This window comes from Flavobacterium sp. CR10 (assembly GCF_055814415.1).
The window spans coordinates 3,079,274-3,105,021 of record NZ_CP185985.1; the positions used below are offsets into that span (position 1 = coordinate 3,079,274).

The window sequence follows — 25,748 nt, forward strand, 5'->3', positions numbered from 1 at the left end:
TACAAAAACTGTATCTGTATTGCTGTTATATTTTTTAGAAATTTGCTTCATCAAAAAGAAACATTTCAAAAACAGCTTTAGTGAAAACAACAAAATATTATATCGCAGCTATTTCTGCCTTTACAACATGGGGACTTTTCAGTTTGGTTTTAAGGCCAATTCATGAATATCCATCATTAGATATTTTATTTTATCGCGTTTTCAGCTGTAGTATTTTGATGCTTTTGATTGCTCTTTTATTCAAAAGAAAACAAATAAAAGAAACCATCGAGATCTTTAAAGCTTTACCAAAATCAGAAAAAAGAAAATCGATTCTGCTTAATATTGGCGGAAGCGCATTTTTGATGGGAAATTGGTTTACGTATATTTATGTAATGAATCATGTCAGCGTAAAAGCAACTTCTCTGGCATATTTAGTTTGTCCTATTCTGACAACCATACTAGCTTATTTTATATTACAAGAAAAACTTTCTAAAACACAGTGGATTTCTGTAGGATTAAGCATTTCAGGCTGTGTTCTATTGTCATATGCCGCTATTATGGATATGGTTTTTAGTATCATTATAGGACTAACGTATGCCTCTTATTTAGTAAGTCAGCGCGCCAATAAAGGTTTTGACAAATTTATTGTACTGACTTTCCACATTACTTTGGCAGCATTAGTATTATTACCGTTTTATCCGGTTTTTGGGGGACCGGTTCCAACGGAATTTAAGTTTTATCTCTGCATTGAAACCATTGCAATTGTATTTACTATAATTCCGTTATTCCTTAATTTATATGCACTCTCAGGAATCAACTCTTCGACAGTTGGAATGTTATTAAACATTAATCCGATGATTGCATTTGGTTTGGCGGCCTTTTTCTTCAAAGAAAATATTACGCCTTTGCAGATTACAGCATACGGTATCATTTTTACCGCAGTGTTAGTTTTTAATTCGCATCATATTTTTGCCATAAAGCAAAAAATGACCTCAATATCCAAGGGTTCTTAATTCTTAGTTTTCATATTTTTTATTGGTTTAAAATCGAAAATTGTCAGAATCTTAACAGGATGTTTAAACAGGAATGAGTATATTTCATTCCTGTTTTTTTATATTCTAAACAGAAAAATTATTTAGCCACTGATTTAAAGGATTAAAAAGATTATAATCTTTGGACTAAAAATTTTTGCCACGAATTACAAGAATTACCACGAATTAATTTGTTATAGAATTGAGAATAAAATTTGTGCAAATTCGTGTAATTCGTGGCAAACAAAAAATCCTTTCTAATCTGTGTAATCTGTGGAAAAAAAAAACTATTACAAACCGAATCTTAATATTATGAAAGCTGCCAAACTTCAAGCCTTTACTCCATTATTTTATTTAGTGTGGTCAGATGATTTACTGACACAAAAAGAATTTACAACTTTAAAAGAATTTATAAATTCCCTTAATGTATTATCTCAAGAAGAAAAAGAATATTTGCTTTCTAAAGCCGATATTTCAAATCCGCCTTCGCGAAATGAACTCACACAATGGAAATTGGATATCGAAAAAAGTATTCAGGATACCTCTTCAATCAAGTCGATTTTTGATATTGCTAAAGCACTTTCTGCACAAGATTTAGATTTAACTCCCATAGAATCAGATTTTGTAAAATTGGAAAATGATCTTGGAATTTTAGGTGAAGAAGCACTGCAAAACTTTAAAACTAAAGCAGGTTCTTTTACAGCCAATTCTCAAACCAATGCGAGTTTTGACATTCAGGAAATCACTCAAATTTTGGATGGAAAAGAAGCAGTAATAATCGAAAGAGTAAAATCGGTTATTTCGAGACCCGAATTTGCTTATGAAACTTCTACCGATATTAATGTTTTTAGACAAACCGTTTACAAATGGTGCAAAATTCTAGCCGATGAAAATTTAGGAAGCATGGCTTATCCCAAAGAATACGGTGGAGGAGGAAATATCGAAGATTATTTTGCCATTATGGAAACTTTGAGCTATCACGATTTAAGTCTGGTAATTAAATTTGGAGTTCAGTTTGGGCTTTGGGGAATGAGCGTTCAATCCCTAGGAACCGAAAAACATTATGCTAAATATTTAAAAGACATTGGTTCGCTGAAACTTCCTGGCTGTTTTGCTATGACCGAAACACATCACGGATCGAACGTAAAAGGTCTGGAAACCACAGCAACTTACAATCATAATGATCAGACATTTACCATTCATACACCAAACAAAAACGCGCAAAAAGAATATATTGGAAATGCTGCTGTTCATGGACAAATGGCGACTGTCTTTGCTAAATTAATTATTGACAATCACGATTATGGCGTAAATGCCTTTGTGGTTCCGTTACGCGATTCAAATGGAAATGTTTTAAACGGTGTAACAATCGGCGATTGCGGCCATAAAATGGGTTTGAATGGCGTTGACAACGGAACGATTAGTTTCGATAATGTTATAATTCCAAAAGACAATATGTTGGATCGTTTTGCTTCTGTAAATGATAAAGGAGAATTTGAAAGTCCGATTCCTAGCGATAATAGAAGATTTTTTACCATGTTGGGAACTTTGGTTGGAGGAAGAATCGGGATTCCGCGTTCTGCTTTAGCGGCAGCAAAATCTGGACTAACAATTGCCATTCGCTACAGCGATCAAAGAAGACAATTTGGACCAGAAGGCGGTTCTGAAGTGCCTATTTTGAATTATAGAATGCATCAGCGCAGATTATTACCACATTTAGCGAAAACTTATGCGGTTCATTTTGCGCTCCAGTATTTAACCAACAGATTTTTAAATAGAACCGAAGCCGAAATGCAGGAAATCGAAGCTTTGGCGGCTGGAATGAAATCATATTCTACTTGGAGCACCAGAGATATTTTGCAGGAATGCAGAGAAGCCTGCGGTGGAAAAGGCTATTTGTCTGAAAACAGAATCGATGTACTTAAAAACGATACGGAAATCTACACCACTTTTGAAGGCGATAATACGGTTTTAATGCAGTTAGTAGCTAAAAATCGTTTGGCAGAATTTAGAAAGTCGTTTGGAGAAATGGGTTCGCTTGGAATCATTAATTATGTGTACGAAAATGCAAAAACGGCTATAGCAGAGAAAAATCCAATCGCAACTCGTAGAACAGACGATGAGCATTTATTAGATGGAGAATTTCATCTTCAGGCATTTGTTCACAGAGAAAAAACAATTTTGGCTTCGGCAGCGCGACGCATCAAGAAATTAATTGATGGAGGATTAGAACCTTACGATGCATTTAATGTCGTTCAGCATCAAATGATTGATGTAGCGCAGGCGTATTTAGAGAGAATAGTTTTAGAACAATTTCAGATTGCAATAAAAGCGGTCGAAGATGAATCATCAAAAGCAATTTTAACTAAACTGAATCAGTTGTACGCACTTTCAACAATCGAAAAAAATAAAGCTTGGTATTTGGAAGACGGTTATATGGAAGCGGTTAAGACTAAAGCAGTCCGTAAAATGGTCAATCAGCTTTGCTGGGATATTCGCCCAGATGCTGTGGCTTTAGTAAATGCTTTTAATATTCCTGAAAGCTGTTTAGCGGCGCCAATTGCGGTTTAATTTTTTTGCTATATAAATGATATAAGAATTGAAAGCAACTTTGTCAAAGTTTCAAACTTTGACAAAGTTTTTTTATGGAGTTGTTTTAATGGTATAAGTATATTTATATCTTAAACATATTTATATCATTGTTTTATTGAAATAATTGGACTTTTCAAATTCCATTACATTAATCGAGATTACAGGAACTTCAGGAAGCAGCGTATTCAATTTTGAAACAATAACTTTTGATAAATTAGCTTTTTGTTCGTCATTTCTTCCTTCCATGATGTAACTGAAAACATGAATAAAATCTTCTAAGGTATTTCCGTTGTTATAATAAGTAAAGGGATTAATGCGTACTTTGATTTCAGAAGAGATAAAGAGATTCGTCGATAAAGCAGCATCAAAAACCTCTTGCATTATCTCATCTGCAGGTCTTCTGCGTAATACATTTTCTGAGCAGTCAATTATAAAGTGTGGCATAATTTTTAAGTTTTAGATAAGGTTTGCTGTAACAAAATTATAAAAAAGGATACTTGTAATATTATTGAATTTGCACTTTATTATATTTGTACATCTTATTAATTTTTTTGTTAGTTTGAAAAATCTATTTCTGTCCCTTTTTATAGTTCTTATCAGCTTTCCTCTTTTTGCATCAGAGAGCACAGATGCTATTTTAAAAGAATTAAACGAAGCAATCAAAAATAAACAGCATTACGTAAAGATTAAAGAAGAACGAATTCTGAATTTCAAGAAAATTAAATCAGATAATCTTACTAAAGAGCAGGAATACAATTATAATAAAACACTGTATCTAGAATACCAGAAACTAAATTCTGATTCGGCTATTCAGTACGTAAAAAAGAATCTCAAAATCGCAGAAGAACTTCAGGATAAAGAGCTCTACGATTTAGCTCAGCTACAATTGGTAACGCTTTATTCTTCTTCTGGAAAATACCGTGAATCTGAAGCCATTCTGAAAAGTATCAACAAAAAGAATTTAGCACTTTTGCTACTTCCTAATTATTACATTTCATATCGCGAATTTTTTGAGCATTATGCGGCTAATAGTTATAGCCCCGAATATAGAAAACAGATTGGCAAATATCGAGATTCATTATTAAGTGTTCTCAACCCGAATACCTTAGAATATCAGATAAATAGAATTCAGCAAGATATTTTTATTCATAAAAAATACAATGATCCCAAAAAGCAGTTATTGGTTTTATTGAATAAAACGAAAGAGGAAAATCCGCAATATGCTATGATTACCTATCTGCTAGGAAAAATAGGAGAAGCTACACATGATTTAGAAGCCAGAAAAAGATACTACGCGCTTTCTGCGACTTCGGATATTAAAAATGCCAATAAAGACAATGCTTCATTGCAGGAACTCGCTTTGGTTTTTTACGAAATCGGCGATGTTGATATGGCATATAAACTCACCCAATCGGCTATTGAAGATGCTCTATATTGCAATGTTCAGTTTAGAACTTTGCTGATGTCAGAAGTATATTCGATTATCAACACAGTATATTTAGAGCGTGAAGCACAGCGAAAAAGCGAATTACAGATTTATCTGCTTTGCATTAGTCTGCTTTCTTTGTTTTTGATCGTTGCGGTTATTTATGTGTATATACAGATGAAAAAGGTTTCGAGAATTAAAACAGAACTCTACGAAACCAGTCAGAAACTAGCGGAATTGAATAAAGATATTACCGAAACCAACAGCCAGCTGCAGGAAAGTAACTTGCAATTGTCTGAATCTAATTTGGTTAAAGAAGAATATATTGCACATTTCTTCAATCTTTGCTCAACTTACATCAATAAGCTAGAAAATTACCGCATTATTCTAAACAAGAAAGCAACTGCAAAACAGTTTGATGAAATCTATAAAATTTTAAAATCAACTACTTTGGTTGATAATGAGCTGGAAGAATTGTACAAAAACTTCGATATTATCTTTTTAAACTTATATCCAACATTTGTCAAAGATTTTAATGCTCTATTGATTCCAGAAGAACAGATTGTCCTCAAACAAAATGAATTGCTAAATACAGAACTTCGAATTTTTGCTTTAATCAGACTTGGAATTACGGACAGTGTTAAAATAGCAGCATTTTTACGTTATTCTTTAAGCACAATTTACAACTATCGTACAAGAGCTCGAAATAAGGCTGCAGTTTCGCGAAATGATTTCGAAGAAATGGTCATGAAAATAGGCTCAATGGCTTTGAAAGCATAAAAAAATATTTTAAATCTACTACTTTTTTTTGTTCTTTTTAAAATTTAAATACTTGTTATTCAGTATTTTGATTTTTTAATTCACTACTTTTTTCTGTCTAAAAATGTAACTTGTACGATAACGTTTTAGTTTTACAATATGATAAAAGTTTTTTCTCAAGAAGACTTTTCCCACTTAATAAACTAATGCTTTAATAATTACTGTTATGTTAAAAAACGTTAAAACAATTGTTGTTTTACTTTTACTAAGTTCCTTGGGAGCGAATGCCCAGAACAAAGTTCCAGTTTATCTAGACGATAAAAAACCGATTGAAGAGCGTGTAGAAGACGCGCTTAAACGAATGACGACCGAAGAGAAAATCGCTATGATTCATGCGCAGTCTAAATTTAGTTCTCCAGGTGTAAAACGTCTTGGAATTCCAGAAAACTGGATGACCGATGGACCACACGGAATTCGTACAGAGGTAAAATGGGATGAATGGGATCAGGCAGGATGGACAAACGATTCTTGTATTGCTTTCCCTGCGCTTACAGCACTTTCGTCAACTTGGAACAAAGAATTGGCTTCTTTATATGGTAAATCTATCGGAGAGGAAGCACGTTACCGTAACAAAAACGTATTATTAGGACCTGGTGTAAACATTTATAGAAGCCCATTAAATGGACGTAACTTCGAATATATGGGAGAAGATCCGTTTTTAGCTGCAAAAATGGTTGTTCCTTACATTAAAGGAGTTCAGTCAAACGGTGTTGCTGCTTGCGTAAAACACTTTGCTTTAAACAATCAGGAAACAAACCGTAACTCTGTAAACGTAATTGTTGACGATCGTGCATTATATGAAATTTATCTTCCAGCTTTTAAAGCAGCCGTTCAAGAAGGTGATGTTTGGTCAATTATGGGATCTTACAACAAATACAAAGGCCAGCAATGCTGCCACAACGAATATTTATTAAATGATATTCTTCGCGGAGAATGGGGCTTTAAAGGAGTTGTAGTTTCAGATTGGGGAGGAGTTAACGATACTAAACAGGCAATCCACAATGGTTTGGATATGGAATTTGGTTCATGGACAAACGGTCTTTCTTGGGGAACAAGCAATGCTTATGACAATTATTATTTAGCAAAACCATACGCAGAAATGATTAAAAAAGGCGAGGTGGGAACTAAAGAATTAGACGAAAAAGTACGTCGCATTCTACGTTTATCTTTCTTGACAACAATGGACAGAAACCGTCCTTTCGGATCTTTTGGAACTGAAGAACATGCTTTGGCAGGACGCAAAATTGCTGAAGAAGGAATCGTTTTATTGCAAAACAACAACAATATTTTGCCAATCAACCTTTCTAAAACTAAAAAGATAGCTGTAATTGGAGAAAATGCTATTAAAATGATGACAGTTGGAGGAGGAAGTTCTTCACTTAAAGCAAGATACGAAATCACTCCGCTTGAAGGTTTAAAGAAAAGAATTGGAAACCAAGCTGAAATCGTTTATGCAAGAGGTTATGTTGGAGACCCTACAAGCAATTACAACGGCGTTGTAGCTAAAGTAAGTTTAGAAGAGAAACGTCCTCAAGCTGAATTGACTGCAGAAGCTTTAAAAGTAGCTAAAGATGCCGATATTGTTCTTTTTATTGGCGGATTGAACAAAAGCCCAAATCAGGATGATGAAGGACACGACCGTAAAGAATTGAATTTATCTTATGGTCAGGATAAATTAATAAGCGAATTAGCGAAAGTAAATAAAAACATTGTTTTTGTAAATATTTCTGGAAATGCAGTGGCAATGCCTTGGATTAAAGAAGTTCCAGGAGTTGTTCAAGGATGGTTTTTAGGAACAGAGGCAGGAAATGCTTTGGCGAATGTTTTGGTTGGAGATGTGAATCCGTCAGGAAAATTATCTTTCACTTTTCCAGTAAAATTATCTGATAACGGAGCTCATGCTTTAGGACAATTTCCAGGTGGTGATGACGTAAAATACAACGAAGGCATTTATGTTGGATACCGTTGGACAGACAAAAACAAGATCAAACCTTTATTTCCTTTTGGACACGGTTTAAGCTATACAACTTTTGCTTATGGAAAAGTTACAGCAGACAAAAAACAAATAAATGCTGGAGATAAAATCACATTCTCAGTAAACGTAAAGAATACAGGAAGCAGAGAAGGTTCTGAAGTAGTACAATTATATATTTCTGATTTAAAATCTTCATTGCCTCGTCCGGTAAAAGAATTAAAAGGGTTCGAAAAAGTAGCTCTTAAAGCAGGTGAAGAAAAAACAGTTACGTTTACAGTTGATAAATCGGCTCTAAGTTTCTTTGATGATAAAAAACATGACTGGGTTGCTGAACCTGGTGATTTTGAAGCGATTGTTGGAGCTTCTTCGACAGATATTAAATCTAAAGTGAATTTTTCACTTAAATAAGTTTTTTTATTTCTAAAAATTGGTTGGTTTGTAAAGCTGCAAGTGTAAAAATTTGCAGCTTTGCTTTTGGTTAAAAATTCATTATTAAGACATTAAGAAACATAAAGAGAAGCTTTATTTTGTTAATATTTAAGCATTAAGATTAAAATCATTAAGTCAGACTCAATTTTCTTAATAGTAAAAAAAAGAAACAACATGAAAAAAATTACGATTGCAATATTGACTTTATTTTTTGCGAAAAATATTTCAGCACAGACACTGAATAAAATGCAATGGTTTAATGAACCTGAAAAATGGGAAATTAAAAACAATGCTTTAATTATGAATGTTACTGCAAACAGCGATTATTGGAGAATTTCGCATTATGGTTTTACGGTAGATGATGCGCCTTTTTATTACGCAACTTATGGAGGCGAGTTTGAAGCGAAAGTAAAATTGACGGGAAATTATATTGCTCGTTTTGATCAGATGGGATTAATGATTCGTATTGACGAAAAGAATTATATCAAAACAGGAGTAGAGTTCGTTGACGGAAAATTTAATGTCAGCACAGTTGTAACACACGATAAAAGTGATTGGAGTGTGACGACTTTAGACAAAGTGCCTCCTTTTATTTGGATTAAAGCGGTAAGAAGATTAGATGCCGTTGAAATATTTTATTCTTTTGACGATAAAAACTATATCCTAACCAGAAATGCGCCTTTGCAAGACAACACTCCAGTTATGGTTGGTTTAATGGCCGCTTCTCCAGATGGAAAAGGCTTTGAAGCAAAATTCGAAAACTTCTCTGTAAAACATTTACCAGACCAAAGAAGATTAGAATGGCTTAAAAATCACCAATAGATTAAATTCCAATTTAAAAATTCCAAACTTAATTTTCAAATTTTAAGAGTGTAGAAAATCTAAAATCTGCAATTAAAAACCTAACTTAACCTTAAACCAAACATAAATGAGTTCAATTTCAGTTGATATTAAACCCAAAAAGCACTACGAAATTCTGGACGGATTACGTGGTGTTGCCGCTATTTTAGTAGTTGCTTTTCATATTTTTGAAGCTTTTGCTGGTGGCAATAGATTTGTTCAAATTATAAATCACGGATATCTGGCCGTTGATTTCTTTTTTCTTTTATCTGGATTTGTAGTGGCTTATGCGTACGATGACCGCTGGGGGAAAATGGGGCAATGGGAGTTTTACAAACGCCGTTTAATCCGTTTACAGCCAATGGTAATTTTAGGAATGATCATTGGTGCTATATTTTACTATTTTCAAGCTTCAGATACATTATTCCCTATGATTGCAGGAATGGAAGTTTGGAAAGTGATTCTGACAATGGTAATAGGTTTTACGTTATTGCCAATTCCGCCTTCAATGGAAATTAGAGGTTGGGGAGAAATGCATCCTTTAAATGGTCCGGCATGGTCACTTTTTTTCGAATATATTGCAAACATCTTGTACGCCTTAATCTTCCGTAAATTTTCGAATAAAGTGCTATCAGTTTTTGTATTGATATTTGCCGGACTGTTAATTAATTATACAGTCTTTGGACCAAAAGGAGATGTAATCGGCGGCTGGTCATTAAATTGGAGACAAATGAATATTGGTTTTACCCGTTTATTGTATCCGTTTTTTGCTGGAGTATTATTGTGCCGTTTAGGAAAATTAATCCATGTAAAAAATGCTTTCTGGGTTTGTAGCATCCTAATAACAATTGTTTTGGCATTGCCAAGATTTGGAGATGAAAATAGCCTTTGGATAAACGGTTTATACGAATCAATCTGTATTATTTTTATTTTCCCAATCATTGTTGCAATTGGAGCAGGAGGAGAGATTAAAAACGAATTTTCATTAAAAATCTGTAAACTATTAGGAGACATCTCTTATCCAATTTACATTACACACTATCCATTAATTTATTGGTTTACAGCATGGATTGTAGATAATAAAGTAACCATGGAAAATGGCTATTTAGAAGGAATAGGAGTATTGATTGTAAGTATAATATTGGCTTTTGTATGCTTAAAATTATACGATGAACCAGTAAGAAACTGGCTTGTGAAAAAATTTCAGAGAAAAAAAGGTTCTTTGTAAGGGACAAAGTTTCAAAGTGGCAAAGGTACAGAGGTGAAAAACTTTGTCTCTTTGTACCTCTGCAACTCTAGACCTCAAAAAAATGAATTTCTAAATTTTGTTAGTTATAGATATTCAAAAAGGGATGAAGTTTCAAACTTCATCCCTTTCTTATTTGTATAGTTCGATTTTCAGTAAGAAGCAACAAAAGAAAAAAACTTAGCATCTTAGCATCTCAGAACCTTAGCATCTTTAAAATTTATTCTAACACCAATTGCCCCAAAGCTTCTTTACTGAAACCCTTCAACTCATCAGTTTTTCCAGCTTTGATTTTAGCAACCCAATTTGGATCAGATAATAAAGGTCTTCCAACGGCAACCAAATCAAAATCGCCTCTATCGAAACGTCTGTTTAATTCTTCTAAAGAAGTTGGTTGTGAACTTTCTCCAGCAAAAGCACCAAAGAAATCACCAGAAAGACCAACAGAGCCCACAGTAATAGTTGGCGCTCCAGTAACTTTTTTAGCCCATCCTGCAAAGTTCAAATCAGAATCTTCAAATTCTGGTTCCCAGAAACGACGTTGCGAAGCGTGGATAATATCAACTCCAGCATCAACAAGAGGAGTAAGCCAAGCTTCTAATTCTTGCGGATTTTTAGCCAGTTTATAATTGTAATCAGAAGGCTTAAATTGAGAAAATCTCATGATTACTGCAAAATCATCACCAACTTGTCTTCTCACTTCTTTAATCACTTCAATAGCAAAACGATTACGTTCTGGCAAAGTTTTTCCGCCATAAATATCCTCACGCAAGTTTGTTTCAGCTCTAAAGAACTGATCAATTAAATAACCATGTGCGCCGTGAATTTCAACAGTATCAAATCCTAATCTTTTGGCATCTGCAGCAGCTTTTCCAAAAGCTAGAATGGTTTCTTCAATATCTTTTTCAGTCATGGCAACACCATTTCTAAAATCAGGACGATTTAATCCAGATGGACCTTCAAATGGAACAGGAGGAACCCATCCAGAATGATGATTGTCCATAATTCCCATGTGCCAGATTTGCGGTCCCATTTTTCCGCCTCCAGCATGAACTACATCAATCACTTTTTTCCATCCATTTAAAGCTAAATCGCCATAAAAGTGAGGAACATTAGCATCATTAGAAGAAGATTTTCTGTCAATAACAGTTCCTTCAGACAAAATTAATCCAACTTCGCCCTCAGCTCTTTTTTGGTAGTAAGCTGCGACTTCATCAGTTGGAACTCCGTTAGGAGAAAAAGAGCGCGTCATTGGCGCCATTACAATTCGGTTTTTTAGATTTAACGACTTTAAGTTAAATTCAGAAAAGAGGTTGTTTGTACTCATAGTAATTTTACAAATTAGATTGAATTAATTTACTAAGTGCTTCAAAGGCACCTTCGTTACGTTTATAATAAGTCCATTGTCCAACACGTTTGGCTTCGATAAAACCTGCGCGCTGTAAAATAGAAAGGTATTCGGATACTGTGGATTGTGTCAAACCAGCTTTGGCTTGAATCTGCCCGACGCAAACTCCATGCTCAAATCCGGCATGCTCTAGTTGGCCAGGAAAGTTAATTTCAGGTTCTTTTAACCATTCCAGCATTTGTAATCTGGATTTATTGGATAATGCTTTAAAAATTTCTATCGTTTCCATGATGCAAATATATCGACTTTTCCCGATATATGGATTTGAAGAAAAATATTTAGGATAATTTTATGATTGGGATGATGAAATGGGGAGGAATTTAATAAAGAAAATTTATATTTGTTTTTTTATAATCTCGTTGAGATGAGCAGTTTTTACACTCATTTTATGTCATTTCGACGAAGGAGAAATCTCCGCAAGTAACTCCGCAACGAATGTCTAATCTTTGTCGAGCTTCTCGTTGAGATTTCTCCTTCGTCGAAATGACAAACTCGTGTGTTGATTACGAGATTAAAAAAAATCCCAAAACAAACAAAACTTAATCTATTATGAAAAAAACTTTACTTATCGTAGCATTCTTATGTTGTGCAATTACCAATTCTAAAGCTCAAGTTGTAGGTGTAGATGTTGGAGATATTGCTCCAGAAATTGATCTTCCGGATACAAAAGGAGAGAAAGTAGCGCTTTCTTCTTTACGAGGAACTTTAGTTTTAGTGGACTTTTGGGCTTCTTGGTGCGGACCTTGCATTAAGGAACAGCCATTATTAATCAAATTGCACAATGCTTATCCAGACAAATTATCGATTTATGGAGTTTCTATGGATACTAAAAAGCCATTATGGACAGGAGCAATTGCAAAAGCAAAATTGCCTTGGACAAATGTTAGTGACTTAAAATACTGGCAGTCTCCAGTTATAGGAGATTATATGCTTCAATCTATTCCGTTGAATTTTTTGATTGATAAAAACGGAATCATTTTAGCTAAAAATATTCACGGACAAGCTTTAGAAGCTAAAATTAAAGAACTTTTAGAGGTACAATAGATTTTCCTTAACCGCAAAGAGCGCAAAGGTTTACGCTAAGCACGCTACATTTTTAAAGAATCTCGCAAAGTCGCAGAGTCGCTAAGAATAATAAACTTTGCGACTCTGCGACTTTGCGAGAGTTTTATTTTTCAAGTAAAAAACTTTGCGAAACTTGCGCAAATCTTAGCGCTCTTTGCGGTTAAAAAAAAGTCCAGCAAACAGCCAGACTTTTAATTTTTAATTCTAAAATTTTAATTTTTTCTAAGACTCCTTAATCACTTTCTTTACACCTCCAAAATTCGTTTTCAGCATTTCTCTAATCTGAAACTGCGTTTTGTTTTGCGAAGCGCTTTTCCAATCTTTGAGATCAAAAATATGAATCTGATCTGCGTAAGGATTAGTTAAGAATGAAATTCTTGAAATCGTGTATTTATAATATTTCAGTTCGTGCGAGACATGTCGATTCGGAACAACAATTAGTATATTTTCCCAATTCAAAAAGTCTTTCGGAACATCTTTTCGTTCTAATAATCCTAAAGATTCAAAAAAAGCGACAATCTTCTGATCATTAAGCTTGCTAATCTTATGATCAAGGTTTTTAAAAGTTGTCTGGAGTCTATTTTCGTTAATAATAGTACTCATAGTGGTAATTGCTTTTTATGATTTAAATATAAAATTACATCAAAAGAAAATCATTTTTGAATCTGAAGCCATTAGATTCATTCTAAATTTTGAAAGCCCATTCTAGAAGCATTTGTTATGAATGAGTTATCATATTTTGACAAAATACTATTAATGTTTCTTTTCTAAAAGCCTTATTTTTATCGCTATTTGAATTTACTAACAAACCAAACCTATGAAAACCACTTTTCTTTTAAGAACAATTCTTTGTTTTTTTATTCTATTCTCGATTCCTGTTTTTGCGCAAAACAAATCAGGACGAGAGCTTATTTTAATTGATAAAGATTGGCGGTTTTCATTTGGACATTTATATGATACTAAGAAAGATTTCGGGCATGCAGAAGGCTATTTCTCTTATTTAACTAAAACTGGATTTGGCGATGGGCCAGCTGCTTCTGGATTTGATGATCGAGCTTGGAGAAAATTAGATCTTCCGCACGATTGGGCAGTCGAACAGCCTTTTAGCGAAAGCGCAAGTTTCAGCCACGGATTTAAAGCAGCAGGGAAAAATTTCCCAGAGAAAAGCATTGGCTGGTACAGAAAGAAAATAACGATTTCAAATGATGATTTAGGAAAAATCATTTCTTTAAAATTTGATGGCGTTTTTAGAAATTCAAAAGTCTTTTTTAACGGATTTTATTTAGGAACACAAGAAAGCGGTTATAATGGTTTTGAGTATGATGTAACGGCTTACGTTAATTATGGAGACGAAAATACAATCGTAGTTCGCGTCGATGCTTCTATGGAAGAAGGTTGGTTTTATGAAGGAGCAGGGATTTACAGGCATGTTTATCTTCAGAAAACGAATCCGCTTCATGTGGCGCAAAACGGAACTTATGTAACTTCAGAAATTGAAAATAATAATGCTGTAGTTACGGCAGAAGTAAAATTGGAGAATAAAAGTCATTTTAAAGGAAATGTTGAGATAAACCAAACCATTTTAGATGCTTCAGGAAAGCAAGTAGCAACAAATTCTGAAAATGTTTTGGCTCCTGAATTTTACAAAACAAATACTTATACATCAAAATTAAACGTCATAAATCCGCTTTTATGGGATATTGAAAATCCAAATTTGTATCAGTTAATTACAGAAATCAAAAGCGAGGGAAAAGTAATTGATCAATACAGAACTTCTTTCGGAATCAGAACTATAAAATTTGATCCAGAAAATGGTTTTTTTCTTAACGGAAAACATGTAAAGTTGAAGGGAACAAACAACCATCAAGATCACGCAGGAATTGGAACAGCACTTCCAGATGAGATTCAGTATTATAGAATTGCAAAACTGAAAGAAATGGGTTCAAATGCCTATCGTTGTTCACATCATCCGCCAACACCAGAATTATTGGATGCTTGCGATAAACTTGGAATGCTGGTTATTGATGAAACGCGTTTAATGGGAATTAACGATTATCATTTAAATGATTTACAGCGAATGATGGAACGCGATCGCAATCATCCAAGTATTTTTTGCTGGTCGGTTGGAAATGAAGAATGGCAGATTGAAGGCGGAATTACAGGCGAAAGAATTACCAATACAATGCAGGATTTCGGCAAAAGTATTGACCCAACAAGACCTGTAACTGTGGGAATCAGCAGCGGATTTAAAAGCGGAATTTCTTCTGTAGTTGAAATTATGGGTTACAATTACCTCGGAAATGGAGACATCGACGCGCATAGAAATCAGTTTAAAAATCAGCCTGGAATGGGAACTGAGGAAGGTTCGACTTTTGCAACGCGAGGCATTTATTTTACAGATGATGCCAAGCATTATCAAAGCGCTTATGATAAAAAACCGAGACCAACTTTTTATAGTATAGAAGAAGGCTGGAAATTCTATGCCGAAAGATCTTATTTGGCCGGAATGTTTATCTGGACAGGTTTCGATTATCGTGGCGAACCAACGCCTTATGGCTGGCCATCTGTAACTTCTTATTTCGGAATGATGGATGTCTGCGGTTTCCCAAAAGACAATGTTTTTTATTTAAAATCATGGTGGGGAAAAGAGCCTGTTCTGCATCTATTACCGCATTGGAATTGGACTGGAATGGAAGGTGCAGCAATTGATGTTTGGGCGTATTCTAATTGTGATGAAGTAGAGCTTTTCCTTAACAAAAAGAGTTTAGGAAAAAAGAAAATGGAACAAAACGGCCATTTAGAATGGAAAGTGAATTATGTTGCTGGAACTCTAGAAGCTGTTGGATATAAAAACGGTAAAAAAGTACTTTCAGATGTTAAAAAAACAACGGGCAAACCAGAAAACATCAAATTGTCATTAGATAAAGAAAATGTTTTAAAAGGAAATGTTTCGGTTGTAACGGTTGAAACTACAGATAAAAGTGGCTTGCACGTTCCGACCGCAAATAGCGAAATTATGTTTTCTATAAAGGGAGGAAAAATTTTAGGAGTCGGTAACGGAGATCCAACTTCGCTAGAAAGTGATCAATTTATTGATGATATTGCTTTGGTTGCTATAAGTAATTTTATGGAACAAAAAGAAACAATTGCGACTCTGCCTCAGCAATTACGCAATTATTCAGAAAATGAGTGGACAGAAGCTTTTAAAGACCGTGATTACAAAAAACAAGCGCCATCTTATATTTATAAAGGTGAATTTAATTTAAAGAGCAATTCAGCTTCTAATACAGTGAGCTTCTTTTATAAAAAAATAGGAACGGAAACAGTGGTTTTTATAAATGGAAATAAAGTAGAACCAAGTAAAGAAGATTCACAAAAATATACTTTGAATGCATCTATTTTAAAAGAAGGTAAAAACACGATTCATATTGCGGCAACACCTTTACAGAAAGTAAGGGATTGGGATGTAATGAATACAGATCCAGGAATTATTCAAATTATCACGCCAGCAGAATCTTGGAAAAGAAAGCTTTTTAATGGTTATGTGCAAATCATTATTCAGAAAGATGAAAATGCTAAAGAAGTAGTTTTGTCTGCTTCCTCAAAAGGATTACGTGCTGCCATTTTTAAAAATTAAATTAACCGCAATCCCGATAACTATCGGGATTGCGGTTAAACCTGAAACTTTAAACCTGAAACAAAAAATATTGTTTGATTTTCATAACTTTGCAAAATGAATAATCAGACAGAAACTCAGAATTGCGATTTTACTTCAGATTTAAAAATGAAGGGCTTTAAAGTGTATCCTATAAATGGAGATTTCAGTAAAGTTCCCGTTTACAGCCGAAGAGACTTTTATAAAATCTGCATAAACACTAGCAAAAGTATTATACAATACGCCGATCGCGGAATAGAAACCGACGGAACGATTTTGTTTTTTGGTAATCCGATTATTCCGTATTCATGGGAAACGGTTTCTGAGAAATTTGAAGGTTATGCTTGTGTTTTTACTGAGGAATTTTTTAAAACAAAAGACCGATCAGAAACCCTTCAGGAATCGCCTTTGTTTAAAATAGGAGGAACGCCAATTTTTACTTTAACTCCTGAACAAAAAGTGTTTATCGATTCGTTATTCCAAAAAATGATTCAAGAATACGAAACCGATTATGCTTTCAAAGATGATTTGATGCGCAGTTATGTCAATTTGATTATTCATGAATCGATGAAAATGCAACCTTCAGAGAACTTCTTTAAACATAAAAATGCTTCGTCAAGGATTACTTCGCTGTTTTTAGAATTATTAGAAAGACAATTTCCAATAGAGACCAAAGATCAGCCTTTAGCTTTAAAAACGCCTCAAGATTATGCGCAAAGCCTTTCTGTGCATGTGAATCACTTAAATCGTTCAGTGAAAGAAGTTACAGGAAAACCGACAACGGCACACATTACAGAAAGAGTAATCAATGAAGCGAAAGCTTTATTACAGCATACAGATTGGAGCATTTCGGATATTGGTTATTCGCTTGGATTTGAGTATCCGAGTTATTTCAATAATTATTTTAAAAGACTTACAGGAACGGTTCCAAAATCGCTTCGAATGTAAATTGTTTCAATTTCTTAATTTTTTGTTTGAATATTGTTATTTTGGGATTGCAGTATTGCACTACATTTGCCCTGAAATAAACAACGAACTCTTTGTATCAGTTTTTTAAATGACTAAATAATACTTCACAAAAGCAATGCTCCGCTTTGCATTTAGTTTTAAATTCTGATAATAGAAAAATATAAAATTTTTAAAGTATAAATTAAAATCAAAATCTCCTTCTAAAAAGAGATTCGATGTACTGATTATTTCATTCAAATAAGCTTATAAGAATTTTAAAAATTAATTATTAACCTAAAAACAACGAAATTATGTCGACACATTTCACTGCTGTAATCGAAGAAGGTAAAATTCCAAACACTTATATGACAGGCGAAGTGTCATATAAAAAGCAAACAAGCGAAATTCACCCTGAAAATACTGTAATAAAAGATATTTCTTTTGAACCCGGAGCGAGAAGCAATTGGCACAGTAATGCGAGTTTGCAATTAATCATTGTAACAGATGGAGTTGGCTATTACCAAGAAAGAGGCGGACAAATTAATCTTATCGAAAAAGGAAAAGTAATTACTGTTTTGCCTGGAGTAGAACATTGGTACGGAGCAACACCAAACACCAAATATTCTCATATCACCATTGTGACAGAAGTAGACAAAGGCTCGGGAGTATGGCTGGATAGTGTTACTGACGAAGAGTATTATTCTTTTTAAAGATGCTAAGGCTCTAAGATTCTGAGATTCTAAGTTTTTTACGCAGATCTTACTGATTTATAACAGATTATATTTTTTGATTAGATAAAAATAATCGAAATTTATATAACTGTTTGCAAATCAGTATAAGTCAGCCGGATTTCTATTGCAATTTTAGAACGGTTTTAAACCTGTCCCGATAGCTATCGGGATGAAACAAAAACAAAAAAAAACAATATAATTATGGAAACAAAAAACATTAAAGCCTTTGGTACAGAAGCTGCCGAAGCACCACTAAAAACCTTAGATATTAAAAGAAGAGCTGTACAAGCGCATGATGTAGAAATTGAAATTTTATATTGCGGAATCTGCCACTCAGATTTGCATACCGCTAGAAATGAATGGCATGGAACCATTTATCCGATTGTTCCGGGACATGAGATTGTGGGGCGTGTGACTAAAGTTGGAGATCATGTAAAAGGGTTCAAAGTTGGCGATTTAGCTGGAGTGGGTTGTTTGGTTGATTCTTGCAGAGAATGCGAACATTGCAAAAATGATTTAGAGCAATTCTGCGATGAGGGAAGTACTCAGACCTTTAATTCGCCAGACAAAAACTTAGGAGGACAAACTTATGGAGGTTATTCTCAAAGCATTACAGTAGACGAAAGCTTCGTTTTGCATATTTCAGATAAGTTAGATTTAGCTGCTGTTGCTCCATTATTATGCGCTGGAATTACAACTTATTCGCCATTAAAGCATTGGAAAGTCGGTCCAGGTCAAAAAGTCGGAATTGTAGGTATCGGCGGTCTTGGTCACATGGGAATTAAAATAGCTAAAGCTATGGGCGCTCATGTAGTGGTTTTTACAACATCTTTATCTAAAACAGACGATGCAAAACGTCTTGGAGCAGATGAGGTGGTGTTGTCTACAGACGAAGCGCAAATGGCAGCGCATGCAAGAAGTTTGAATTTTATTTTAGACTGCGTTTCGGCCGAACACAGTATTGATGCATATTTAAATTTACTAAAAGTAGACGGAACATTAACTCTGGTTGGAGCACCAATGGATCCGCTTCCTGTAACTTCTTTCAGCTTGATTTTAGGTAGAAGAAGCTTCTCAGGATCTCTTATTGGAGGAATTGCCGAAACTCAAGAAATGCTTGATTTCTGTGCTGAACATAATATCACATCAGATGTCGAAGTAATCGGTGTAAATGATGTAAACGACGCCTACGAAAGATTACTAAAAGGAGACGTTAAATATCGTTTTGTGATTGATATGGCGTCGCTTAAATAAGATGCTAAGATTCTAAGATACTAAGTTTTTCTTTTGTGCTTAGAATCTTAGCGAATTTAGAAATTAATAAAGCAGAACGTTGAGATTTAGCTCAAAGAAAAGAAAACTTAGAATCTTAGTATCTCAGAACCTTAGAAACTTTAAAAATGCTTACACGTAAACTAGGAAATAGCGGTCTTGAAGTCTCAGCGTTGGGACTTGGCTGCATGGGAATGAGTTTTGGCTATGGGCCTGCTCATGACAAAAAGGAAATGATAAGACTCTTGCGTTCGGCTTACGAAAAAGGAATTACTTTTTTTGATACAGCAGAATGTTACGGACCACATTTGAACGAAGAATTATTGGGAGAGGCTTTGGCGCCTTTTCGTGATAAAATTGTAATTGCAACGAAATTTGGTTTTCTGGAAGGCGATTCTAAAAAAGGATTAGACAGCCGTCCGGAATGGATTAGAAAAAGTATTGAAGGTTCGTTAAAAAGATTAAACACAGATGTAATCGATTTGTATTATCAGCATCGGGTAGATCCGAATGTGCCTATGGAAGACGTTGCAGGAACTATAAAAGATTTAATTCAGGAAGGAAAAGTAAAACACTTTGGACTTTCAGAAGCTGGAGCAGAAAGCATTCGTCGTGCGCATGCGGTTCAGCCAGTAACGGCATTGCAAAGCGAATATTCTCTTTGGTGGAGAACTCCAGAAGAAGAAATTTTTCCTGTTTTAGAAGAATTAGGAATTGGTTTCGTGCCTTTTAGTCCGTTGGGAAGAGGTTTTCTAACAGCTAAAATTGATGAAAACACACAGTTTGACAGCAATGATTTTAGAAATTCATTGCCTCGCTTTACACCAGAAGCTAGAAAAGTAAATCAAGCATTAGTAGATTTATTGGCAAAAATTGCGGCAGAAAAAGGAGCAACAAATGCTCAAATTGCTCTTGCTTGGATTTTAGCCCAAAAACCGTGGATTGCACCAATTCCAGGAACAACAAAACTGCATCGTTTGGAAGAAAATCTAGGCGCAGTAGATCTTAAACTTTCGGTACAAGATTTAGCAGAAATCAACGAAGCCGCTTCAAAAATAGCAATTGAAGGATCAAGATACCCGGAACATTTGCAGAAGATAACGGGTAGATGAGTTTCTAAGATGCTAAGATTCTAAGTTGCTAAGATTTTAGTACAGAGAAAAAAACTCAGAACCTTAATAATTTAGAATCTTAGCATCTAAAAAAGAAGCCCCCTCAAGCAATTCAACTCTTGAAGGGGTTTTTAGCAAAGATTTGAGGTTCTTAGACTCAATAAGCTTAGAATCTCAGAACCTTAGAATCTTAGCATCTTAATTCATTTTATTTTTTATCTAGGTTTTGTTTCAGCATTTTAGCGTGTTCCAAATGTGCTGTTAAACCTGCAATATTATTAGAAGCCCAAGTTTTTACATCTTCGTCAACGGCATCTTTTGTTGCATCTTGAAGTTTTTTGATTGCTTTTTCATGACCATCAATCATCATATCGGCGAATTTTTTGTCAAAATCAACACCCGATTTTTCGTTTAATTTATTGTATTCTTCTTGACCTTCTTCAGTTAAAGAAGTTGGAAGAGTAAAGTTTTTCGCTTTTGCTAAAGCACTCACTTCAGAAGCCGATTTTGTATGCTCATCAACAAGCATTTTACCAAATTTTTTCACTTCAGGATTTGTACTTTTTGTTTGAGCCAGTTTACCAATTTCAATTTCAGCTAAATTAATTTCGGCTTGATCTACTAAAAATTCAGAGTCATCTTCTTTACTGTCAATAGAATCGAATTTTGCTTCGTTTGCATCTTCAGCAACTTCTTTTGGATCTTCTTGTTTGGTTTCGTTTTTACAAGATTGAAGGAATATAATGATAAGTCCTGCTCCTAAAATGGCTTTTCCGGCTAATAATAACTTTTTCATGATTTTAATAGTTTAATGTTATAATGTAAAATTATGAAGTAGTTAAAGGAATGTCTTACAGGATTTTTAAAGATTGTTATAGGATTTGGATGCTTTTTTATAATTAGAAATGTATGTTTGTACATTATTACTGAGCAAATATTCGATAATGAAACAAAAAATTACAATCCTATTTCTTTTAGCAACAGCTTTTGTATCAGCTCAAAATAGTTATAAAGGTTTTATTGATAAATACCCAATCGAGTTTGTAACCGATATCTATTCTGATGGACAAGGAACGGCAATTTATGCTTATTCCAATTATGACACTCCAATTGTCTTAAATGCTAAATTAAATGGCAAAACTTTAGTATTTACAGAAAAAGATAAAAATGATAAAGAAACCGCGAAATTGAGTTTTGAAAATTATAGTTCTGAAAGTGATCAATTAAATGGAATTTGGAAAGATTTAAATTCAGGAAAAGAACTTAAAATCAGTCTGATAAAAGAGTTTGACCTTAATTATAATAATGGAGAAGAATGGACAGAAAGAGAAATTCTACAACCCGTTTCTTTAAAAGACAAATATTTTAAATTGGTTATTTTGAAAGAAAAAGGGGCATCTACGGTTTCTGGAATAAAAATTATTGAAAAAAAGACCGATAAATTAATTCAGAAAATTGACATAGGATCTCCAAATTTGGGATTATTTAATGTGAGTGTTGGAGATTACAATTTTGATGGATTTGAAGAGTTTTCTGTTTTCGAATCTAGTTATGCAGGTCCAAATACTTCAAGAATATATTTTCTGTATAATCCAAAAACAGGAAAATATTTTGAAAGCGGTTTTAGCGGAACTTCTTTAGAATTTGACAACAAAACAAAAAGAATTTACGAGCATAATCAGTGTTGCGCTGGAAGAAGCGTAGAAAGAACTGAATATAAAGTGGTCAATAATAAAATGGTTTTGATTAAAAAGACCTGTTTGGAATATGATGATAAAACACAGGATTACAAAAAGATTAAATGTGATTAATTAAGCAAAATAACAAAATCCCAACTCTAAAAGAGTTGGTTTTTTTTTTGCATTTAACATTTCACATTTTACAGAAAACACAAATTTATATTTCCACTTTCACAATTCCCATCCTACAAAAATGAAATTTCCAGCAAAAATTCTATAACAGAAAATACTGGCTTAATGATGAATTTTGGTATAACAGATTTCGACATAAAGAATGTCAAAATGTTAACCGTAAAAATTAAAGTCATGCCAGATCCAAGAATTAAGAATGAAGAGCAGTATGAAGCATTGGTGAAAAAAGGATACAGTAAAGAAAAATCGGCTCGTATCGCTAATACGCCAAACGCAGGAAAGAAAGGCGGAAAAGCAAAGCCTTATGATGAATGGACCAAAGAAGAACTTCTAAAACAAGCCAGTAAAGTAGGCATAAAGGGAAGATCTTATATGAACAAAAAAGACTTAATCGAGTCTTTAAGAAATAATTAAAATTAATTCAAAACTATTATGTGATAAAAATTATAATATCATGAATGCAGTGAGAAAAGAACTTTTAATGGATCAATTGATAAAAACGCCACATCTAGTAATTGAAAAACTAGACTTAGAATATATTAATGATCATCAGTTGACTATTGTTCGCTGCCGCGAAGGAGAAAATTTCGTTTATAAAAAAAACGGAAAGAATGTAAAAAGTAAACATGAAATTAAGCGCATTAATAGTTTGGTGCTTCCGCCAGCATGGGAAAATGTTCGCATTACTGATGTTACGAACGGACATCTGCAAGCGGTAGGAACCGATCTTAAAAATAGAAAGCAATATCGTTATCATCCGAGATGGAATTTGATTCGAAACCAAACCAAGTTTTATAAAATTGCAGAATTTGGCGCCAAACTTCCAGCCATAAGGAAACAAGTCGATCTTGATTTGGAGAAGAAAGAATGGTCTAAGGAAAAAGTGACCGCTTTGGTAATCAGACTGATGGAAGAAACGCATATTCGAATCGGAAATGAAAAATACGCAAAAGATAACAAATCGTATGGACTTTCGACTTTAAGAAAACGCCACATCAATATCAATAGAAATTCGCTTCGGTTTGAATTTATTGGTAAGAAAGGAAAACAGCATACCATTACAACCCGGAACAAACAATTGGTAAAATTAGTAAGCCGATGCGAAGAAATTCCAGGTTATGAGGTTTTTAAATATTACGATAAAAACGGCGAAAGAAAGGTTTTAGATAGTCATGCTGTAAATGAATATCTGCACAATATTTCGGGAGAATATTTTAGTGCAAAAGATTTCAGAACTTGGGCTGCTTCTATCATTTTCTTTGAAAGTTTAATGGAAATGGGAGTTACTTCAGACGAGAAAGAGATCAAACAGAATATTATCACAGCTTTTGATCTCACGGCCGAAGCGCTTGGAAATACTAGAAAAGTCTGCAAAGATTATTATGTTCATCCGCTTTTAATTTCTACTTACGAAGACGGTTCTATTCAGCAATATTTTGATTTGGCAAAGAAAAGCCGAAGCACTCGAAAATATTTTACAAAATCAGAAATAGCATTTTCTGAATTGATTCAGAATTACGAAATCAATTTAGAAACGCCTTGTTCCTAAAGAGTTACTGCATCTCTCCAAAAGCTTAAAAAGTTTGCAATACAAACAAAATCATTATTAACTAAAAAACTATTATTATGTTACGTTGGACAGTCACTTTTATTATTCTAGCCATAGTGGCGGGAATATTTGGTTTCGGTGGAATTGCTGCCGGAGCTGCTAGTATAGCTAAAATTTTATTCTTTATATTTTTAGTTCTATTCGTTATTTCATTAATCAGCGGAAGATCTACAAGGGTATAAAATATCAGTAAATAAAAACAAATTTAAAACGGCACATTGACTTTTATAATGTGTCGTTTTGTGGTTTCTGTAATAATTATAAAACCACGAAAGACGATAATCCAGTACTGAAAATTATTGGAGATTAAGTAGTTAAATTTTAGACTCAAAAAAACCGTCTCGTTATTTAACGAGACGGTTTTTATTTTTTACTGATAAGAAAATATTAAAATCGACGTGGATCATTTTCTGGATAACTTTCGTCATCATTGTCTTCTTGCACATCGTCTTCAATGTAGTCCGTATCATTGTTGTCAATATCTTCTTCTATGAAATCGTCGTCATCCTCATCTTCATCTTCATCGTCAATGTCTTCCAGGACATCTTCGGTTTCATTAAAGTCAAATTCGTCTTCTTTTAGATCTGAGGGATTGTCAAATTCGTCATTTTCTTCAATATAATTATCATCTTCCAGTTCGACTTCATATATTTCATCGTTGTTGTTTTCTAAGTCTCTGTCGTTATGAAAATCATCATTAAGATCATCTAAATCGTCATCGCTTACAAAATCTTCCTGATCAGGATTTGGCCTATTCGGATTATAGCCATTTCGAACCATATAGCCTCTTTCGGCAATTTCTCTATTATCATTATCTGTTTGTCTTCCATCATCTTTTAAGTCTTCTCCTAAATTTCGATCATCAGAAAAATGATTTTTTAAATCTGTGTTATAGCTGTTTTTTTTATTGATAGTATTCATGATATCTTGTTTTTTATGATTAATAATTACAAAGCTAGCGTGAAGATTTAAGGAATTACTTATAAGATTTCTAAGTGTAATTGTATAATTAACAGATGTTTAGAATAGAATTTAAAGTTGAAATCATATAACCCCTCTGGCAGTACACGCAGTAATTTTATCATCATATTAATCATAAAAATTATTACCATGAAAACGACAGATAGTAAAAATGCAACTACTGCAAAAGAAACTAAAAAAGAGACCACGCCAAGAGGAGTTACTAAACCAAAATCGAGTGCAGCTTCAGGATTAACTGAATTATTTGAAGAAGGACTAAAAGATATTTACTGGGCAGAAAAAGCTTTGACAAAAGCATTGCCAGTAATGGTAAAGAATGCTTCTTCTGTAGAATTGAAAGATGCGATTGACAATCATTTAACAGAAACAGAAGAACAGATTGTCCGTTTAGAAGAAGTATTTAAAATTATTGGTAAAAAGGCAAGTGCAAAAAAATGCGATGCTATGGAAGGTTTAATCGAGGAAGCTAAGGGAATGCTGGAAGAAACCGAGTTTGGAGTAGTGCGTGATGCTGGAATTATTGCTGCAAGCCAAAAAATAGAACATTACGAAATTGCTACTTACGGTACTTTAAGACAATTTGCAGAAACTCTAGGTATTGCTGAAGCAGCCACTTTGCTAGAGCAAACACTTGATGAAGAAAAAGGTGCTGATAAAACACTTACAGAAGTTGCTGTAAATGCAGTGAATCTCGAAGCCGCCGAAATTGAATAAGGCGGCGATAAATAAAATAAAAGTGCAGTTCTTAAGCTGCAC

At 33.9% G+C, this 25,748-nt stretch carries 23 protein-coding genes; 17 read left to right on the forward strand and 6 right to left on the reverse strand.

The features are described from left to right. Positions 1-80 precede the first annotated feature (80 nt). Both ACNRYB_RS13675 and ACNRYB_RS13680 read left to right on the forward strand, forming a co-directional pair. The gene (locus ACNRYB_RS13675; RefSeq protein WP_473727570.1) at positions 81-995 is read left to right on the forward strand and encodes an EamA family transporter; all 915 of its coding nucleotides are present in this window, start codon (positions 81-83) and stop codon (positions 993-995) included. 330 nt (positions 996-1,325) lie between these two features. Further along, positions 1,326-3,584, forward strand: a complete 2,259-nt coding sequence (locus ACNRYB_RS13680) for an acyl-CoA dehydrogenase family protein (RefSeq protein ID WP_473727571.1) — start codon at positions 1,326-1,328, stop codon at positions 3,582-3,584. A gap of 120 nt (positions 3,585-3,704) precedes the next feature. Here the strand turns inward: ACNRYB_RS13680 and ACNRYB_RS13685 are convergent, their stop codons facing one another. After that, positions 3,705-4,049, reverse strand: coding sequence for a 5-carboxymethyl-2-hydroxymuconate Delta-isomerase (locus ACNRYB_RS13685; protein WP_473727572.1), 345 nt, complete (start codon positions 4,047-4,049; stop codon positions 3,705-3,707). Positions 4,050-4,164: 115 nt separating this feature from the next. On the opposite strand from ACNRYB_RS13685, the gene ACNRYB_RS13690 reads away from it, so the two are divergent. The 4 genes from ACNRYB_RS13690 (at position 4,165) to ACNRYB_RS13705 (ending at position 10,322) form a co-directional block, all read left to right on the forward strand. Then, complete coding sequence (locus ACNRYB_RS13690) at positions 4,165-5,811, forward strand: DUF6377 domain-containing protein (protein ID WP_473727573.1); 1,647 nt, start codon at positions 4,165-4,167, stop codon at positions 5,809-5,811. Between the two features lie 205 nt (positions 5,812-6,016). Then, positions 6,017-8,233, forward strand: coding sequence for a glycoside hydrolase family 3 C-terminal domain-containing protein (locus ACNRYB_RS13695; protein WP_129746884.1), 2,217 nt, complete (start codon positions 6,017-6,019; stop codon positions 8,231-8,233). A gap of 195 nt (positions 8,234-8,428) precedes the next feature. Further along, entirely contained in the window at positions 8,429-9,076 is a 648-nt protein-coding gene (locus tag ACNRYB_RS13700) for a DUF1349 domain-containing protein (RefSeq protein ID WP_129746883.1), read from the forward strand. Positions 9,077-9,182: 106 nt separating this feature from the next. Beyond that, the gene (locus ACNRYB_RS13705) at positions 9,183-10,322 is read left to right on the forward strand and encodes an acyltransferase family protein (RefSeq protein ID WP_473727574.1); all 1,140 of its coding nucleotides are present in this window, start codon (positions 9,183-9,185) and stop codon (positions 10,320-10,322) included. A 238-nt stretch (positions 10,323-10,560) separates the two neighbouring features. Here ACNRYB_RS13705 and ACNRYB_RS13710 read toward each other — a convergent pair whose 3' ends face one another. Together ACNRYB_RS13710 and ACNRYB_RS13715 are read right to left on the reverse strand one after the other, a co-directional pair. Further along, on the reverse strand, positions 10,561-11,667 hold the full coding sequence (locus ACNRYB_RS13710) for an NADH:flavin oxidoreductase (protein ID WP_473727575.1): 1,107 nt from the start codon (positions 11,665-11,667) through the stop codon (positions 10,561-10,563). A gap of 7 nt (positions 11,668-11,674) precedes the next feature. Then, the gene (locus ACNRYB_RS13715; RefSeq protein WP_091496855.1) at positions 11,675-11,977 is read right to left on the reverse strand and encodes an ArsR/SmtB family transcription factor; all 303 of its coding nucleotides are present in this window, start codon (positions 11,975-11,977) and stop codon (positions 11,675-11,677) included. Positions 11,978-12,297: 320 nt separating this feature from the next. Here ACNRYB_RS13715 and ACNRYB_RS13720 point away from each other — a divergent pair, with 320 nt between their 5' ends. Next, the gene (locus tag ACNRYB_RS13720) at positions 12,298-12,792 is read left to right on the forward strand and encodes a TlpA family protein disulfide reductase (RefSeq protein ID WP_129746880.1); all 495 of its coding nucleotides are present in this window, start codon (positions 12,298-12,300) and stop codon (positions 12,790-12,792) included. 243 nt (positions 12,793-13,035) lie between these two features. Here ACNRYB_RS13720 and ACNRYB_RS13725 read toward each other — a convergent pair whose 3' ends face one another. Beyond that, the gene (locus ACNRYB_RS13725) at positions 13,036-13,416 is read right to left on the reverse strand and encodes a hypothetical protein (RefSeq protein ID WP_473727576.1); all 381 of its coding nucleotides are present in this window, start codon (positions 13,414-13,416) and stop codon (positions 13,036-13,038) included. A gap of 214 nt (positions 13,417-13,630) precedes the next feature. Here ACNRYB_RS13725 and galA point away from each other — a divergent pair, with 214 nt between their 5' ends. The 5 genes from galA to ACNRYB_RS13750 all read left to right on the forward strand — a co-directional run bounded on the left by galA (position 13,631) and on the right by ACNRYB_RS13750 (position 20,531). Then, positions 13,631-16,450 (forward strand): beta-galactosidase GalA, encoded by a 2,820-nt coding sequence (galA, locus tag ACNRYB_RS13730; RefSeq protein ID WP_473727577.1) that lies wholly within the window; start codon positions 13,631-13,633, stop codon positions 16,448-16,450. A gap of 96 nt (positions 16,451-16,546) precedes the next feature. Then, the gene (locus tag ACNRYB_RS13735; RefSeq protein WP_473727578.1) at positions 16,547-17,416 is read left to right on the forward strand and encodes a helix-turn-helix domain-containing protein; all 870 of its coding nucleotides are present in this window, start codon (positions 16,547-16,549) and stop codon (positions 17,414-17,416) included. Between the two features lie 311 nt (positions 17,417-17,727). After that, the gene (locus tag ACNRYB_RS13740; protein ID WP_066034969.1) at positions 17,728-18,126 is read left to right on the forward strand and encodes a cupin domain-containing protein; all 399 of its coding nucleotides are present in this window, start codon (positions 17,728-17,730) and stop codon (positions 18,124-18,126) included. A gap of 222 nt (positions 18,127-18,348) precedes the next feature. After that, positions 18,349-19,401, forward strand: coding sequence for an NAD(P)-dependent alcohol dehydrogenase (locus ACNRYB_RS13745; protein WP_473727579.1), 1,053 nt, complete (start codon positions 18,349-18,351; stop codon positions 19,399-19,401). Positions 19,402-19,547: 146 nt separating this feature from the next. Then, on the forward strand, positions 19,548-20,531 hold the full coding sequence (locus ACNRYB_RS13750; protein ID WP_473727580.1) for an aldo/keto reductase: 984 nt from the start codon (positions 19,548-19,550) through the stop codon (positions 20,529-20,531). A gap of 208 nt (positions 20,532-20,739) precedes the next feature. Here the strand turns inward: ACNRYB_RS13750 and ACNRYB_RS13755 are convergent, their stop codons facing one another. After that, positions 20,740-21,327: a DUF4142 domain-containing protein gene (locus ACNRYB_RS13755; protein ID WP_473727581.1), complete on the reverse strand. Its 588-nt coding sequence runs from the start codon at positions 21,325-21,327 to the stop codon at positions 20,740-20,742. A gap of 148 nt (positions 21,328-21,475) precedes the next feature. On the opposite strand from ACNRYB_RS13755, the gene ACNRYB_RS13760 reads away from it, so the two are divergent. The 4 genes from ACNRYB_RS13760 to ACNRYB_RS13775 all read left to right on the forward strand — a co-directional run bounded on the left by ACNRYB_RS13760 (position 21,476) and on the right by ACNRYB_RS13775 (position 24,193). Then, positions 21,476-22,342 (forward strand): XAC2610-related protein, encoded by an 867-nt coding sequence (locus tag ACNRYB_RS13760; RefSeq protein ID WP_473727582.1) that lies wholly within the window; start codon positions 21,476-21,478, stop codon positions 22,340-22,342. Between the two features lie 234 nt (positions 22,343-22,576). Continuing rightward, positions 22,577-22,816 (forward strand): DUF7218 family protein, encoded by a 240-nt coding sequence (locus tag ACNRYB_RS13765; RefSeq protein WP_008463188.1) that lies wholly within the window; start codon positions 22,577-22,579, stop codon positions 22,814-22,816. A gap of 40 nt (positions 22,817-22,856) precedes the next feature. Beyond that, on the forward strand, positions 22,857-23,951 hold the full coding sequence (locus tag ACNRYB_RS13770; protein WP_473727583.1) for a DNA topoisomerase IB: 1,095 nt from the start codon (positions 22,857-22,859) through the stop codon (positions 23,949-23,951). A gap of 77 nt (positions 23,952-24,028) precedes the next feature. Beyond that, entirely contained in the window at positions 24,029-24,193 is a 165-nt protein-coding gene (locus ACNRYB_RS13775) for a DUF1328 domain-containing protein (RefSeq protein WP_008463190.1), read from the forward strand. Between the two features lie 205 nt (positions 24,194-24,398). Here the strand turns inward: ACNRYB_RS13775 and ACNRYB_RS13780 are convergent, their stop codons facing one another. After that, entirely contained in the window at positions 24,399-24,932 is a 534-nt protein-coding gene (locus ACNRYB_RS13780; RefSeq protein ID WP_473727584.1) for a hypothetical protein, read from the reverse strand. 189 nt (positions 24,933-25,121) lie between these two features. Between ACNRYB_RS13780 and ACNRYB_RS13785 the strand changes: the two genes are divergently transcribed. After that, positions 25,122-25,706 carry a YciE/YciF ferroxidase family protein gene (locus ACNRYB_RS13785; protein WP_473727585.1) on the forward strand — a complete coding sequence of 195 codons (585 nt, stop codon included), beginning with the start codon at positions 25,122-25,124 and terminating at the stop codon, positions 25,704-25,706. Positions 25,707-25,748: the final 42 nt, after the last annotated feature.

Coding starts and splice junctions, on each gene's coding strand:
- ACNRYB_RS13680 (WP_473727571.1), top strand. CDS start 1,326: ATGAAAGCTGCCAAACTTCAAGCCTTTACTCCATTATTTTATTTAGTG.
- ACNRYB_RS13685 (WP_473727572.1), bottom strand. CDS start 4,049: ATGCCACACTTTATAATTGACTGCTCAGAAAATGTATTACGCAGAAGA.
- ACNRYB_RS13695 (WP_129746884.1), top strand. CDS start 6,017: ATGTTAAAAAACGTTAAAACAATTGTTGTTTTACTTTTACTAAGTTCC.
- ACNRYB_RS13700 (WP_129746883.1), top strand. CDS start 8,429: ATGAAAAAAATTACGATTGCAATATTGACTTTATTTTTTGCGAAAAAT.
- ACNRYB_RS13705 (WP_473727574.1), top strand. CDS start 9,183: ATGAGTTCAATTTCAGTTGATATTAAACCCAAAAAGCACTACGAAATT.
- ACNRYB_RS13710 (WP_473727575.1), bottom strand. CDS start 11,667: ATGAGTACAAACAACCTCTTTTCTGAATTTAACTTAAAGTCGTTAAAT.
- ACNRYB_RS13715 (WP_091496855.1), bottom strand. CDS start 11,977: ATGGAAACGATAGAAATTTTTAAAGCATTATCCAATAAATCCAGATTA.
- ACNRYB_RS13720 (WP_129746880.1), top strand. CDS start 12,298: ATGAAAAAAACTTTACTTATCGTAGCATTCTTATGTTGTGCAATTACC.
- ACNRYB_RS13725 (WP_473727576.1), bottom strand. CDS start 13,416: ATGAGTACTATTATTAACGAAAATAGACTCCAGACAACTTTTAAAAAC.
- galA (WP_473727577.1), top strand. CDS start 13,631: ATGAAAACCACTTTTCTTTTAAGAACAATTCTTTGTTTTTTTATTCTA.
- ACNRYB_RS13735 (WP_473727578.1), top strand. CDS start 16,547: ATGAATAATCAGACAGAAACTCAGAATTGCGATTTTACTTCAGATTTA.
- ACNRYB_RS13740 (WP_066034969.1), top strand. CDS start 17,728: ATGTCGACACATTTCACTGCTGTAATCGAAGAAGGTAAAATTCCAAAC.
- ACNRYB_RS13745 (WP_473727579.1), top strand. CDS start 18,349: ATGGAAACAAAAAACATTAAAGCCTTTGGTACAGAAGCTGCCGAAGCA.
- ACNRYB_RS13750 (WP_473727580.1), top strand. CDS start 19,548: ATGCTTACACGTAAACTAGGAAATAGCGGTCTTGAAGTCTCAGCGTTG.
- ACNRYB_RS13755 (WP_473727581.1), bottom strand. CDS start 21,327: ATGAAAAAGTTATTATTAGCCGGAAAAGCCATTTTAGGAGCAGGACTT.
- ACNRYB_RS13760 (WP_473727582.1), top strand. CDS start 21,476: ATGAAACAAAAAATTACAATCCTATTTCTTTTAGCAACAGCTTTTGTA.
- ACNRYB_RS13765 (WP_008463188.1), top strand. CDS start 22,577: ATGCCAGATCCAAGAATTAAGAATGAAGAGCAGTATGAAGCATTGGTG.
- ACNRYB_RS13770 (WP_473727583.1), top strand. CDS start 22,857: ATGAATGCAGTGAGAAAAGAACTTTTAATGGATCAATTGATAAAAACG.
- ACNRYB_RS13775 (WP_008463190.1), top strand. CDS start 24,029: ATGTTACGTTGGACAGTCACTTTTATTATTCTAGCCATAGTGGCGGGA.
- ACNRYB_RS13780 (WP_473727584.1), bottom strand. CDS start 24,932: ATGAATACTATCAATAAAAAAAACAGCTATAACACAGATTTAAAAAAT.
- ACNRYB_RS13785 (WP_473727585.1), top strand. CDS start 25,122: ATGAAAACGACAGATAGTAAAAATGCAACTACTGCAAAAGAAACTAAA.